This is a genomic window from Herbidospora sp. NBRC 101105 (genome assembly GCF_030269205.1).
GTDB lineage: Bacteria > Actinomycetota > Actinomycetes > Streptosporangiales > Streptosporangiaceae > Herbidospora > Herbidospora solisilvae.
On sequence record NZ_BSSX01000005.1, the window covers coordinates 383,462 to 396,416 of the forward strand.

The 12,955-nt window shown below is 71.3% G+C and carries 13 protein-coding genes; 7 read left to right on the forward strand and 6 right to left on the reverse strand.

What is annotated here, in order from left to right; translation table 11 throughout:
• Positions 1–13: 13 nt before the first annotated feature.
• From QSK34_RS22285 to QSK34_RS22305, 5 genes are read right to left on the reverse strand one after another with little or no spacing between them, the layout of a single operon-like run.
• Positions 14–1,105 carry a CU044_5270 family protein gene (locus tag QSK34_RS22285; protein WP_285586169.1) on the reverse strand — a complete coding sequence of 364 codons (1,092 nt, stop codon included), beginning with the start codon at positions 1,103–1,105 and terminating at the stop codon, positions 14–16.
• The gene (locus tag QSK34_RS22290) at positions 1,102–1,662 is read right to left on the reverse strand and encodes an RNA polymerase sigma factor (RefSeq protein ID WP_285586170.1); all 561 of its coding nucleotides are present in this window, start codon (positions 1,660–1,662) and stop codon (positions 1,102–1,104) included. Before QSK34_RS22290 ends, QSK34_RS22285 begins: the two co-directional genes overlap by 4 nt.
• Before the next feature lie 31 nt (positions 1,663–1,693).
• Entirely contained in the window at positions 1,694–2,266 is a 573-nt protein-coding gene (locus QSK34_RS22295; protein ID WP_285586172.1) for a hypothetical protein, read from the reverse strand.
• Positions 2,263–2,982: an ABC transporter permease gene (locus tag QSK34_RS22300; protein WP_285586173.1), complete on the reverse strand. Its 720-nt coding sequence runs from the start codon at positions 2,980–2,982 to the stop codon at positions 2,263–2,265. Before QSK34_RS22300 ends, QSK34_RS22295 begins: the two co-directional genes overlap by 4 nt.
• A complete protein-coding gene (locus tag QSK34_RS22305) occupies positions 2,979–3,683 on the reverse strand; it encodes an ABC transporter ATP-binding protein (protein WP_285586174.1) in 705 nt (234 codons plus the stop codon). The genes QSK34_RS22300 and QSK34_RS22305 overlap by 4 nt, the downstream gene beginning before the upstream one ends.
• Positions 3,684–3,793: 110 nt before the next feature.
• On the opposite strand from QSK34_RS22305, the gene QSK34_RS22310 reads away from it, so the two are divergent.
• From QSK34_RS22310 to QSK34_RS22340, 7 genes are all read left to right on the forward strand, one after another.
• Positions 3,794–4,612 (forward strand): sensor histidine kinase, encoded by an 819-nt coding sequence (locus QSK34_RS22310; protein ID WP_285586176.1) that lies wholly within the window; start codon positions 3,794–3,796, stop codon positions 4,610–4,612.
• On the forward strand, positions 4,609–5,247 hold the full coding sequence (locus QSK34_RS22315) for a response regulator (RefSeq protein WP_285586177.1): 639 nt from the start codon (positions 4,609–4,611) through the stop codon (positions 5,245–5,247). The genes QSK34_RS22310 and QSK34_RS22315 overlap by 4 nt, the downstream gene beginning before the upstream one ends.
• Before the next feature lie 200 nt (positions 5,248–5,447).
• Positions 5,448–5,537, forward strand: a complete 90-nt coding sequence (gene kdpF / locus QSK34_RS22320; RefSeq protein ID WP_034385538.1) for a K(+)-transporting ATPase subunit F — start codon at positions 5,448–5,450, stop codon at positions 5,535–5,537.
• Between the two features lies 1 nt (position 5,538).
• Complete coding sequence (kdpA, locus tag QSK34_RS22325) at positions 5,539–7,185, forward strand: potassium-transporting ATPase subunit KdpA (RefSeq protein ID WP_285586179.1); 1,647 nt, start codon at positions 5,539–5,541, stop codon at positions 7,183–7,185.
• Positions 7,185–9,188 carry a potassium-transporting ATPase subunit KdpB gene (gene kdpB / locus QSK34_RS22330; protein ID WP_285586180.1) on the forward strand — a complete coding sequence of 668 codons (2,004 nt, stop codon included), beginning with the start codon at positions 7,185–7,187 and terminating at the stop codon, positions 9,186–9,188. The genes kdpA and kdpB overlap by 1 nt, the downstream gene beginning before the upstream one ends.
• Positions 9,188–9,970 carry a potassium-transporting ATPase subunit C gene (locus tag QSK34_RS22335; RefSeq protein ID WP_285586182.1) on the forward strand — a complete coding sequence of 261 codons (783 nt, stop codon included), beginning with the start codon at positions 9,188–9,190 and terminating at the stop codon, positions 9,968–9,970. Before kdpB ends, QSK34_RS22335 begins: the two co-directional genes overlap by 1 nt.
• Before the next feature lie 4 nt (positions 9,971–9,974).
• Entirely contained in the window at positions 9,975–12,488 is a 2,514-nt protein-coding gene (locus QSK34_RS22340; protein WP_285586183.1) for a DUF4118 domain-containing protein, read from the forward strand.
• Here QSK34_RS22340 and QSK34_RS22345 read toward each other — a convergent pair.
• A complete protein-coding gene (locus tag QSK34_RS22345; RefSeq protein WP_161479616.1) occupies positions 12,452–12,880 on the reverse strand; it encodes a hypothetical protein in 429 nt (142 codons plus the stop codon). The two genes, QSK34_RS22340 and QSK34_RS22345, sit on opposite strands and share 37 nt — an antisense overlap.
• Between the last annotated feature and the right edge of the window lie 75 nt (positions 12,881–12,955).

Genomic DNA, 12,955 nt, shown 5'->3' on the forward strand with positions numbered 1-12,955 from the left:
CAGCGCGGTCGGCTCAGCACGGGAGTGTGACGTGCGACACCTTTTCCGCCAGCGGCGGATGCGCGTCGGCGAGGCCGATGCCGACGATCGCGAAGGCATCGGTGACCACGCCGTTCGGGGTCGTGACGACGAACTCGCGGTCCTGGCGCATCTCCTCGGCGCGTTCTCTGGCCTTCTCGGGAGTGTCGCCGAACTTCACCATCGTGGCGGTCACCTCTTCGATACGTTCCGGGGTGCTCTTGGGCATTTCCATACGCTTGGTCCGTTCCTCGGTGGTGACGGTCCGGCTGCCCAGGAAACGGTAGGTGTCGCGGTCGAAGACGAGTTCCGACCGGAGGCCGTCGTACCGGAAGGAGACCGCGACCCCCGGCCGCCCCAGCGCGTCGGCGGCCCTCTCCGTCAACGTGATGCCCGGCAGGTCGGCGGCCAGCCGGTAGAGGGCGGCGGTCAGCGGGGGCCGGAACGCCGACTCCCTGATCAGCCGGGCGGTCGTGTGCCATAGGCGCTCACGCGCCGGGATGGCGGTCGCCTTGGCCGCCTCGCGCTCGACGAGAGGCCGCAACGCGGCAGGGTCGGTGGGCCAGTGGGCCAACCGTGCCAAAGTGAGGGTTCCCGCCGAATCGCAGGAAGTGGTGTGAACGGTGTCGTTCACCCCCTGATCCCACATCGGGTCGAGAGACCTTTCCCGCAACAACCACGGTCTGCCCGCGTCGGCGGGCTCCCACCGCTCCTCCCGGTAGGGGATGGAGAGTTGCCGAGCCTGCGAGCCGGGGCCCAGCTGGGTGGTCATCCGGAGGGTCCGCATCTCGGTGTGGACGTACTGACCCGGCCCGGGGGTCAGGTCCGGTTGCTCCGCCGCCGCCAGGGCGGCCCGTTCCAGCAGGTCGGCCGCGTTCTCCGGTGGTCCCGTGTCGGTCAGGCCGACGCCGATCTGCACCGCCGCCACGGCCCCCGCCGTCACCAGGGCGACCCGGAGGAGCAGCCGGCGCGGTCGTCGCCTCCCGTCGATCTCCGTCAGCAGCCTGGCCCGCGACGGGGCCAGGTCGGCCGGGGTCCCCTCGGGGACGTCGTCCCAGAGGCGCCTGATCTCGGTCATCTCGTTCATCCGCCGGTCTCCTCAAGTTTCGTCCGCACCTTCGACCGGGCCCGGTTGAGCCGCGAGCGCACCGTCCCCACCGGGATGCCGAGCGCCAGCGCCACCTCCTCGTAGGTCAGCTCCGCCCACGCCACCAGCAGCAGCACGTCCCGGTCCCCCCCCCGCAACCCCGCCAGCGCCGCGACCAGGGGCCGGTTGACGGCGAGGGTCGCGACGTTCTCCTCGACCAGGCCCTCGTCGGCGGGGTAGGCCCCCGACCGGGCGTGCGCCCGCAGCCGGGCCAGCTCGGCGCGGCGGCGTTTGCCGATGACGTTGGAGGCGATGCCGTACAGCCACGGTCTGGCCTGCGAGTGGCGCAGGTCGTAGCGGCGGCGGTGCTGGAAGGCGGCGAGGAAGGTCTCCGAGACGACGTCCTCGGCCTGGTCGGGGCCCAGCCGGCGCACCACGTAGCGGTGGAGCTGGGCGGCGTACCGGTCGAAGAGGGCGGCGAAGACCTCGGGTCGCTCCAGCGATCTCCGGATCAGCTCCGCGTCGCCGGTCTCGACGGCCGTTTCCGTTTCGGTCACACCCGTACTTACCGGCTCCTTCGTGGAAGGTTCACGCGTCCCGGCGTCGATAGGCCAGTGCCGCCACGATGAGGAGGACCGGGGTCGAGACGACGAGGGTGACCATCTCGTCCGGCAGGTACTCGTGCAGGAACGGAGCCGCGACGAAGAGGCCTCCCAGGAGCAGGCCGACGCCCGCGAGCGTGTGCCGGAGCAGCACCCCCACGGCCGCGCTGAGCAGCGTCAGCAGCGTCAGGTACGCCGTCACCTCCGCCACCTGCCAGAGGCCGACCGGCGTGCCGAGCACGGCCAAGATGATCAACGGTCCTGACAGGGCCACGACCAGGGCGGCCGGGAGCGTCACCACCGCCAGCGCGGCGTGTTTGGCCGCGAGCTGGCGCACCCGGCGGGGCATCACGGTCAGGGTGGTCCTGATCTGGCCGCCCGTGTATTCGGAGCAGGTCGCCAGCACCCCGAGGACGATGAACCCGGCCCGCGAGTAGGCCACCGGCGTGTCGCCGACGGCGATCATGAAGGTCAGCAGCACGTTCGCCGCCAGCGTCGAGCCGAGTGTCGTCCACGTCGCCGGGAGGGAGACCAGCTTCGACAACTCCGCCCTGATCATGCGTCCCTCCGGGTGAAGACGGCCCCGGCGAGGGCCAGCAGTCCGGCTACCCAGGCCGACATGACCAGCAGGCCGACCAGCGGGCTGATCACCACCTGGTCGTCGGCGATCTCGCCGACGAACATCCGCATCCCGGCCATGTCCGGGAAGTAGTAGGCCAGCGGGGTGACCTTGGTGAGCAGGAAGGTCACGCTCACCACCGAGGTGTTGACCAGGAGCACCGTCAGCGGGACGATCCCGTGCCGGAGCAGCACCGTGATCGCGAACGCCAGCAGCGCCGTGTACGTCCAGTAGCAGACCACCCCCGCGAGCCGCCCGGCGTCGAGGGCCGCGGCCCGCTCGGCGAGCGTGACGTGCACGATCCCCATCGTCGCCGCCGTGGCGGCGAACGCCAGCGGCACGGCGACGAGCACGACGGCCGCGGCCTTGGCCGCCAGGAAGCGCACCCGCGACGGCACCGCGGTGAGGCTGGTCGTGAGCTGCCGGCCGCCGCCCGCGTCGGCCCCTTCGGTCAGGTACTCGCTGCTGACGGCCACGACCCCGAGCACGATCACGCCCAGCACGCCGAACGCCAGCTCCTGGTAGCCCCGGTCGGGGCCGTGGACGCGGCTGTTGAGCAGCGCGATCCCGGCCGGCACGACCAGCGCCAGCGCCCCGGCCAGCCACACCGACGGCAACGTGCCCAGCTTGGCCAGCTCCGCCCTGACGGCCCTCATCGCCCGCTCCCCGAGGTGAGCGCGAAGAACGCGTCCTCCAGGTTCCGGTGTTCTCCGGTGACCTCGGCCAGCGTGCCCGAGGCGACGATCCGGCCGCGGTCGATCACCACGACGTCGTCGACGGTCTCGGCGAGCTCCCCCATGAGGTGGCTCGACAGCAGGACGGTCCGCCCCGACCGGGCGCGTTCGCGCAGGAAGGTCCGGACGAACCGGATGCCCTCCGGGTCGAGCCCGTTGAGCGGCTCGTCGAGGATCAGCACGGAGGGGTCGCCCAGCAGCGCCGTCGCCAGGGCGAGCCGCCGTCCCATGCCCAGGGAGTAGCCGCCCACCCGCTTGGCCGCCGCGTCGGTCAGCCCGACGAGCGCCAGCACCTCGTCGACCCGTGACAGCGGGAGCGCGGCCGACCGGGCCACCCAGCGCAGGTGGGCCCGCCCGGTACGGGACCGGTGCGCGCCCGACCCGTCGAGCACCGCCCCGACGGTCCGGACCGGGTCGGCCAGCCTCGCGTAGGGCACTCCGTCGACCAGCGCCGTGCCCGAATGAGCCCGGTCGAGGCCGAGCAGGATGCGCAACGTGGAGCTCTTGCCCGCGCCGTTGGGCCCGAGGAAACCCGTCACCCGTCCCGGCCGGGCCTCGAAGCCCACCCCGGCCAGGATCTCCTTGCCGCCCCGCCGCTTGACGAGGCCGTCGATGGTAATCACGCCGCCCAGCCAACCGGCGGGCCGCCGGAACCACATCGGACCGGGGTCCGGACCCGCGTCTCGGACCCTGGTCCGATGCGTAGCACCGAAACGGTTCCTAGACTTCGGGCGTGGTGGCGATTCCGAAACGCGAGCGGCGGGTCTGGCCTCCGATCACCGCCGTTTACGTCCTCCTGCTGCTGGTCCTGCTGTCCGCCGGGGGCGACGGGCCCGGCGTCGTCATCGTGCCCGCCGTCATCGCGGCCGTGGCGCTGGCCACCACGGTCTGGGCGCTGATCCGTGGACGCCGCCAGCGTGCCGCCTACGAAGCCCAGCTCACCGCGTGGGCGGGCGAGCGGGCGGCCCAGGCCGAACGGCTGCGCATCGCCCGTGATCTGCACGACCTCGTCTCCCACGGCCTCGGCCTGATCACGGTCAGGGCGACCACCGCCCGCTACGTCCACGACGATCCCGACGCGGCGCTGGAGGACATCGAGCGCATCGGCCGCGAGACCACCACGGAGCTGCGCCGCATGCTCGGGGTGCTGCGCGACAACGGCGCGGCGGCGCCGCTGCGCCCGGCCGACAAGCTCAGCGACCTGCCCGGCATCGTCGGCGAGGCCGAGCGGGCGGGCCTGCGGGTCACCCTCGACCTTGACGACGTCGGCGAGGTCAGCCCGGGGGCGCAGCTGGCGGTCTGCGCGGTCGTGCGCGAGGCGCTCACCAACACCGCCCGCCACGCCGGTCCGACCGGGGTGGCGGTCCGGGTCCGCCGCGACGGCGGCTGGATCGTCGCGACCGTCCACGACGACGGGCCGGTCGACGGCTGGGTCGCCCACCCCGGCGCCGGTCACGGGCTCGACGGCCTCAGGGAACGGGTGACCACCCTCGACGCCGGGCCGGTCGACAACGGCTTCCGGGTCAGCGCCCGCGTTTCCGGGGCGTCATGACGATCCGCGTGGTCATCGCCGACGACCAGCCGCTGCTGCGCCACAGTCTGGCCGCGGTGATCGGCGCCCAGCCCGACATGGCCATGGCCGGCGAGGCGGGCACCGGCGACGAGGCCGTCGCGGTCTGCGCCACGACCCGTCCCGACGTCGTGCTCATGGACATCCGGATGCCCGGCATGGACGGCATCGAGGCCACCCGCCGCATCCTGGCGGCCGGTGCCGAGACCAGGGTCATCGTCCTGACGATGTTCGAGCTCGACGAGTACGTCAGGGCCGCGCTGCTGGCGGGGGCGAGCGGCTTCCTGCTCAAGGACGCCCACCCCGACCGCCTGCTCGACGCGATCCGCCGTGTCCACCAGGGCGAGTCGCTGCTGGCCCCGAGCGTGCTGGAGCGCCTGATCGAGTCGTACGTCAGCCGCCCCGCCCCCGCGAAGTCGGTGAAGACGCTGACCGAGCGGGAGACCGAGGTGCTCACCCTCGTCGGCCACGGCCTGTCGAACGACGAGATCGCCGCCCGCCTGACCATCTCGATCAAGACGGTGAAGACCCACATCGGCAACCTGCTGAGCAAACTGCACGCCCGCGACCGGGCGCATCTCGTCATCGCCGCCTACGAGAGCGATCTCGTGGGTTAGCCGTCAAGAATCTCGGCACCCGCATATGGAAGCCATCAAGATCTCCTGAACCGCCCGGAAGTGCCGTTTTCCTGGACGTCGTACCGCCCGGAAAACGGAACTGAGGAGCAGTGAACAGAGATGGGTGACCTCATCTTCGTCGCCCTGACGATCGCGATCTTCGTGGTCTTCGGGTTCGTGGTGAAGGCGGTGGAGCGCCTGTGAGCGCGATCAACGCCGCCGGCCTCGTCGTGGCCATCGGCCTGGTGATCTTCATGGTCGCCGCCCTGCTGTTCCCGGAGCGGTTCTGACATGGGCTGGCTCTTCATCCTGTCGCTGATCGTGGCCCTGGCCCTGGTCTACCGGGTGCTCGGCGACCACATGCACCGCGTCTACACCGGCACGAGGCACAACGCCGTCGAGCGGGTCGTCTACCGCCTGCTCGGCGTCCGGCCCGGCAACGAGCAGCGCTGGGGCGCCTACGCCCGGAGCCTGCTGGCCTTCTCGATCGTCTCGATCTTCTTCGTGTACGCCCTCCAGCGTCTCCAGGACAGGCTCTGGTTGTCGCTGGGCTTCGCCCCGGTGCCCGACCACATCGCCTGGAACACCGCCATCAGCTTCGTGACCAACACGAACTGGCAGGCGTACTCGGGTGAGAACACGATGGGCCACCTGACCCAGATGGCCGCCCTGGCCGTGCAGAACTTCGTGTCAGCGGCGGTCGGCATGGCGGTGGCCATCGCGCTGGTGCGCGGGTTCGCCCGGCGGAACAGCGACACGATCGGCAACTTCTGGGTCGACCTGGTGCGCGGCACGTTGCGCATCCTGCTGCCGATCGCCTTCGTGGGCGCGCTCGTGCTGGTGGCGGGCGGGGTGGTGCAGAACTTCGCCGGTCCCCACGAGATCACCACCCTCACCGGGAACGTGCAGAACGTGACCGGCGGGCCGGTAGCCAGTCAGGAGGTCATCAAGGAGCTGGGCACCAACGGGGGCGGCTTCTACAACACCAACTCCGCGCACCCGTACGAGAACCCCACCGCCTGGACCAACTGGTTCGAGATCTTCCTGATCCTGCTCATCCCGGTCGCGCTGACCCGGACCTTCGGCCGGATAATCGGCCAGCTCCGCCAGGGCTACGCGATCCTCGCCGTGATGGGCGTGATCGCGCTCGCGTCGATCGTGCTCACCAACGTCTTCGAGCTGGCCGGGAACGCGACCGTGCCGCAGGCGGTCGGCGCGGCGATGGAGGGCAAGGACGTCAGGTTCGGGGTGGCCAACTCGGCCACGTTCGCGGCGGCGACCACGCTGACCTCGACGGGAGCGGTCAACTCCTTCCACGACAGCTACACGCCGTTCGGCGGCATGATGACGCTGTTCAACATGATGCTGGGCGAGGTCGCGCCCGGCGGCGTCGGCGCGGGCCTCTACGGCATGCTGATCCTGGCCGTCATCACCGTGTTCGTCGCGGGCCTCATGGTCGGCCGGACGCCCGAATACCTGGGCAAGAAGATCGGCTCACGCGAGATCAAGCTCGCGTCCCTCTACTTCCTGGTCACCCCGGTGCTCGTCCTGGTCGGCACGGCCGTGGCCATGGGCAACGCGGCGGGCCTGGCCGCGATGCTGAACAGCGGGCCGCACGGCTTCTCCGAGATCCTCTACGCCTTCACCAGCGCCTCGAACAACAACGGGTCGGCGTTCGGCGGCGTCACGGTGAACACGCCCTGGTACGACGTGGCGCTCGGCATGTGCATGGTGCTGGGCCGGTTCCTGCCGATCATCTTCGTGCTCGCCCTGGCCGGTTCGCTCGCGAAGCAGACGCCGGTCCCGGAGTCGGCCGGCACCCTGCCCACGCACCGGCCCCAGTTCGTCGGCCTGGTCGTCGGCGTGACGATCGTCCTCGTCGCCCTGACCTTCCTCCCCGCCCTCGCGCTGGGCCCCATCGCGGAAGGACTGCTCTGATGACCTGGATCGCGTCGTTTCCCGACGCCGTCAAGAAGCTCAACCCCGCGACGCTCTGGCGCAACCCGGTCATGCTGATCGTCGAGGCGGGCGCGGTGTTCACCACCGTGCTGGCGATCCTGGAGCCCGGGGTGTTCGCCTGGGCGATCGTGGTCTGGCTCTGGCTGACCGTGTTGTTCGCCAACCTGGCCGAGGCGGTCGCCGAGGGCCGGGGCAAGGCCCAGGCGGCCACCCTCCGCGCGACCAAGCGCGACACCATGGCCGTGCGGGTGTCGGGCGAGCGGGTCAGCGCCACCGAGCTGCGGCAGGGCGACGAGGTCGTGGTCGTGGCCGGGGAGATCATCCCGGGCGACGGCGACGTCGTCGAGGGCATCGCCTCGGTCGACGAGTCGGCCATCACCGGCGAGTCGGCCCCGGTCATCCGCGAGTCCGGCGGCGACCGCAGCGCCGTCACCGGAGGCACGAAGGTGCTGTCCGACCGGATCGTCGTGCGGATCACCCAGAAGCCCGGCGAGAGCTTCGTCGACCGCATGATCGCCCTTGTCGAGGGCGCCAACCGGCAGAAGACCCCCAACGAGATCGCGCTGAACATCCTGCTGGCGGCGCTCACGATCATCTTCCTGGTCGCCACGGTGACCATGCAGCCGATGGCCGTCTGGGCCAAGGGCGCCAACCCCGGCATCCCCGACTCGCTCGCCCTGACGGGCGACGGCGTCAGCGGCATCGTGCTGGTCTCGCTGCTGGTCTGCCTGATCCCCACGACGATCGGCGCGCTGCTGTCGGCCATCGGCATCGCCGGCATGGACCGGCTGGTGCGGCGCAACGTCCTGGCGATGTCGGGACGCGCCGTCGAGGCCGCCGGAGACGTCTCGACGCTGCTGCTCGACAAGACCGGCACCATCACGCTCGGCAACCGGCAGGCCGCCGAGTTCCTCCCGGTCTCCGGGGTCGGCGAACACGAGCTGGCCGAGGCGGCCCAGCTCTCGTCGCTGGCCGACGAGACCCCCGAGGGCCGCTCGATCGTGGTCTTCGCCAAGGAGCGCTACGGCCTGCGGGAGCGCGACGTCCACGACGCCGAATGGGTGCCGTTCACCGCGCAGACCCGCATGTCCGGCGTGAACGTCGGCGGGCGCGAGATCCGCAAGGGCGCGGCGACCGCCGTGATGAAGTGGGTCCGCGACCACGGCGGCCACCCGACCGAGCAGGTCGGGGCCATCGTGGACGCCATCTCCGGCAGCGGCGGCACCCCGCTGGTGGTGGCCCAGAAGGACCAGGTCCTCGGCGTCGTCCACCTGAAGGACACCGTCAAGCCCGGCATGCGGGAGCGCTTCGACGAGATGCGCCGCATGGGCATCAGGACCGTCATGATCACCGGCGACAACCCCCTCACGGCCAAGGCCATCGCCGACGAGGCGGGCGTGGACGACTTCCTCGCCGAGGCCACCCCCGAGGACAAGCTCGCCCTGATCAAGCGCGAGCAGGAGGGCGGCCGGCTGGTCGCCATGACCGGCGACGGCACCAACGACGCCCCCGCGCTCGCCCAGTCGGACGTCGGCGTCGCCATGAACACCGGCACCAGCGCCGCCAAAGAGGCCGGGAACATGGTCGACCTCGACTCCAACCCGACCAAGCTCATCGAGATCGTGGAGATCGGCAAGCAGCTCCTCATCACCCGGGGCGCGCTCACGACCTTCTCCATCGCCAACGACATCGCCAAGTACTTCGCCATCATCCCGGCGATGTTCGCGGCGGTGTATCCCGGCCTCGACGCGCTGAACGTCATGCGCCTGGACTCGCCCCAGTCGGCGATCCTGTCGGCGGTCGTCTTCAACGCGCTCGTCATCGTCGCGCTGATCCCGCTGGCGCTGCGCGGCGTGAAGTACCGCCCGTCGAGCGCCTCGAAACTGCTCAGCCGCAACCTGCTCGTCTACGGCCTGGGCGGCATCGTGGCCCCCTTCGTCGGCATCAAACTCATCGACCTTCTGATCGCGGGGATCGTGTGATGAATCGTCTCCCCAGCTGGATCAGGCAGCACCTGGCGGCCCTGCGGGCCGTGGCCGTGCTGACGCTGATCCTCGGCGTGGCCTACCCGCTCGCCACGACCGGCGTGGCCCAGGCCCTCTTCGACGAGAAGCCCGAACTGATCGGCCAGTCGTTCACCGACGCCGAGGGCCACCCGGTGGCGAAGTACTTCCAGTCCCGCCCGTCGGCGGCCGGCTACGACATGCTCGCGACGGCGGCCAGCAACCTCGGGCCGGAGGACGTCCTCGACGCTCCCGGCAAGCCGAGCCTGCTCACCCAGGTGTGCGCGAGATCGGCGGCGGTCGGCCGGCTCGAAGACGTCAGCGGCGCCCGCCCTTACTGCACGTCCGACGCGGTCGGCGCGGTCCTGAAGGTCTTCCCGGCCCTCGGCACACCGACCCGCGCGGTCAGCGTCAATCAGGCCTGCCCCGCCCAGCCGTTCGTCGCCACCTACCAGGGCGTCACGGTCGAGTGCGGCAAGCCCGGCGAGGACTACAGCGCCGGGCGCACCGTCCCCATCAGGGGCGACGCCCAGGCGGTCGTGCCCGCCGACGCGGTGACCGCGAGCGGTTCGGGGCTCGACCCGCACATCTCCGTCGCCTACGCCGAGCTGCAGGCTCCCCGGGTCGCCAGGGAGCGCGGTCTCCCGGTCGAGCGGGTGACCACGCTGATCAAGCGGTACACCACCGGCCGTCCGCTCGGCTTCATGGGCGAACCCGGGGTCAACGTACTGGAGCTCAACCAGGCGCTCGACAAGGGGTGACGAGGTGCCGCGCGGCCGACTGAGGGTGTACCTGGGCGCGGCGCCCGGGGTCGGCAAGACCTTCGCGATGCTCGGCGAGGGCCGGCGGGCGAAGGAGCGCGGCCGGGACGTGGTCGTGGGGATCGTCGAGACCCACGGCCGTGTCCAGACCGCCGCCCAGCTCGATGACCTGGAGATCCTCCCGCGCAGGTTCATGGAGTACCGGGGCGGGACCTTCACCGAGCTCGACGTCGACGCCGTCCTCGAACGCGCGCCGAAGGTGGTGCTGGTCGACGAGCTGGCCCACACGAACGTGCCGGGCTCCCGCAACGCCAAACGCTGGCAGGACGTCGAGGAGATCCTGGACGCCGGCATCCACGTGGTCACCACGGTCAACGTGCAGCACCTGGAGTCGCTGAACGACGTCGTCCACGAGATCACCGGGGTGCCGCAGCTGGAGACCGTGCCCGACGAGATGGTCCGGCAGGCCGACCAGATCGAGCTGGTCGACATGTCGCCCGACGCGCTGCGGCGGCGGATGGCCCACGGCAACGTCTACGCGCCGGAGAAGGTGGACGCGGCGCTGTCCAACTACTTCCGCGTCGGCAACCTGACGGCGCTGCGGGAGCTGGCCCTGCTGTGGGTGGCCGGGAAGGTCGACGAGCAGCTCGACCGCTATCGCGAGGAACACGGCATCCGGGGCACGTGGGAGGCCCGGGAGCGGGTGGTGGTGGCCCTGACGGGCGGCCCCGAGGGCGACACGCTGATCAGGCGCGCGGCCCGGATCGCCGACCGCAGCAAGGGCGCCGACCTGCTGGCCCTGCACGTCATCAGCGCCGACGGCCTGACCGGCGGCGACCCGGCCAACCTGGCCCGGCAGCGCACGCTGACCGAATCGCTGGGCGGGACCTACCACCAGGTCGTCGGCGACGACATCCCCACGGCGCTGCTCGACTTCGCGAGCGGGGTGAACGCGACCCAGCTCGTGCTGGGGGCCTCGCGACGCGGCCGGTTCGCCCAGATCCTCTCCCGGGGCGTGGGGGTCGAGACGACGGCGCAGTCGGGGTCGATCGACGTCCACATGATCACCCACGCGGAGGCGCGGCAGGGCCGCGCGCGCCGCCAGCGCTCCCGGGCCGCCCTGACGCGACGGCGGCGCGTCACCGGCTGGATCCTGGCGCTGGCCGGCATGCCCGCCCTGGCGGCGGTGCTGCTGCCCTTCCGCGCCGAGTTGTCGCTGCCGAGCGAGATCCTCTTCTTCCTGATGCTCACGGTGGGCGTGGCCCTGGCGGGCGGCACCTGGCCCGCCATCACCGCCGCCGTCGGCGGCTCCCTGCTGCTCAACTACCTCTTCACCCCGCCCCTGTACGAGTTCACGATCAACGACCCGGAGAACCTGTTCGCCCTGGTCGTCTTCGTGATCGTGGCCGCCGCCGTGGCCGCGATAGTCGATCTGGCCGCCCGGCGCACCCGGCAGGCCGCCCAGGCGAGCGCGAACGCCGAGATCCTGTCGGCCCTGGCGGGACACGTGCTGCGCGGCGAGTCGGCGCTGCCGTCGTTGCTGGCCCGGCTGCGCGAGACCTTCGGCCTGACCTCGGTGACGCTGCTGGAACGCGCGGCGGAGCCGAAGACCTGGAACATCATCGCGACCACGGGCGGCCCGCCCTGCGTGAAGCCGTCGAGCGGCGACACCGATGTCATCATCGACGACGACCTGGTGCTCGCCGCGCGGGGAGCACCGCTCGACGCGTCCGACCGGCGTGTGCTGGAGGCGTTCGCGGCCGAGATCGCGGTGGCCCTGCGTCAGCAGCGCCTGGCCGAGGCGGCCGAGAGGGCCGAGCCGCTGGCGGCGGCCGACAAGATGCGCACCGCCCTGCTCGCGGCGGTCAGCCACGACCTGCGCACCCCGCTGGCCTCGGCCAAGGCGGCGGTCGAGTCGCTGCGCAGCGAGGAGATCGTCTGGTCTCCGGGCGACCGCGCCGAACTGCTGGCCACCGCCGACGAGTCGCTGGTGAAGCTCGACCGCCTGGTGTCCAACCTGCTCGACATGAGCCGTCTCCAGGCCGGGGTGCTGGGCGTGACCCTGGAACCGCTGGCCCTCGACGAGATCGTGCCCCGCGCGGTCGACGACCTCGGCGCCCGCATCGAGACGACCGTCCCCTACGACCTGCCGGAGGTCGTCGCCGACGCCGCCCTGCTGGAGAGGGTGCTGGTCAACGTGATGGGCAACGCCGTCCGCTACGGCCCGGCCGTGCTGGTGACGGCCAGTTCGGTCGGCGACCAGGTGGAGGTCCGGGTGATCGACCGGGGGCCGGGCATCCCGCCCGACGCGCACGACCGTGTCTTCCAGCCGTTCCAGCGTCTGGGCGACCGCGACAACCACACGGGGGTGGGCCTCGGCCTGGCGTTGTCGCGGGGGCTGACCGAGGCGATGGGCGGCACGCTCACCCCGGAGGAGACGCCGGGCGGCGGCCTCACCATGGTGTTGCGCCTGCCGGCCCGTCAGGGCAAGTGGCCGCAGTCGGGCTCGCCGATGTAGACGTTCACGCCCCACTTGCCGGAGACCTCGTTGGTCTTCACGTAGTAGAGCCGGGCGTCGGGCGTGCGCATGCGGGCCTCCACGTAGATCTCGTCGCCGGCGAGGTCCTCGTTGAGGAGCTGGGAGTCGATCACGCGGGTCCAGATCAGCGAGTGGGCCTGGCAGACCTTCTGGGTGTCGTCGCCGTCGGGCCAGTCGGCGCCCTTGATGGTCACGTAGTCGATGCGGTCGCCCTCGGCGCGCGGGGTGCACTGGACGGTGATCGTGGTGTCGTCCTCGGTGTCCTTCGGGGTGATGGTGAGGGTGCACTTGGCCGTCGCGGCCGCCTCGGCGTGCGGGACCACGACCAGGCACAGGGCAAGGGTCGTCAGCAGGGCGCTGATGCGTTTCATGTCAGGGACTCCATTGTTTGGAACGGTCCCTCTATGGGAGCAATCGCACCGCCGCCGCGACGAGCACCACTAGGG

What these genes read in the sequence shown, in the direction of transcription:
- QSK34_RS22285 (WP_285586169.1), bottom strand. Translation starts at nt 1,105, where the DNA reads ATGAACGAGATGACCGAGATCAGGCGCCTCTGGGACGACGTCCCCGAG.
- QSK34_RS22295 (WP_285586172.1), bottom strand. Translation starts at nt 2,266, where the DNA reads ATGATCAGGGCGGAGTTGTCGAAGCTGGTCTCCCTCCCGGCGACGTGG.
- QSK34_RS22300 (WP_285586173.1), bottom strand. Translation starts at nt 2,982, where the DNA reads ATGAGGGCCGTCAGGGCGGAGCTGGCCAAGCTGGGCACGTTGCCGTCG.
- QSK34_RS22315 (WP_285586177.1), top strand. Translation starts at nt 4,609, where the DNA reads ATGACGATCCGCGTGGTCATCGCCGACGACCAGCCGCTGCTGCGCCAC.
- kdpA (WP_285586179.1), top strand. Translation starts at nt 5,539, where the DNA reads ATGGGCTGGCTCTTCATCCTGTCGCTGATCGTGGCCCTGGCCCTGGTC.
- kdpB (WP_285586180.1), top strand. Translation starts at nt 7,185, where the DNA reads ATGACCTGGATCGCGTCGTTTCCCGACGCCGTCAAGAAGCTCAACCCC.
- QSK34_RS22335 (WP_285586182.1), top strand. Translation starts at nt 9,188, where the DNA reads ATGAATCGTCTCCCCAGCTGGATCAGGCAGCACCTGGCGGCCCTGCGG.
- QSK34_RS22345 (WP_161479616.1), bottom strand. Translation starts at nt 12,880, where the DNA reads ATGAAACGCATCAGCGCCCTGCTGACGACCCTTGCCCTGTGCCTGGTC.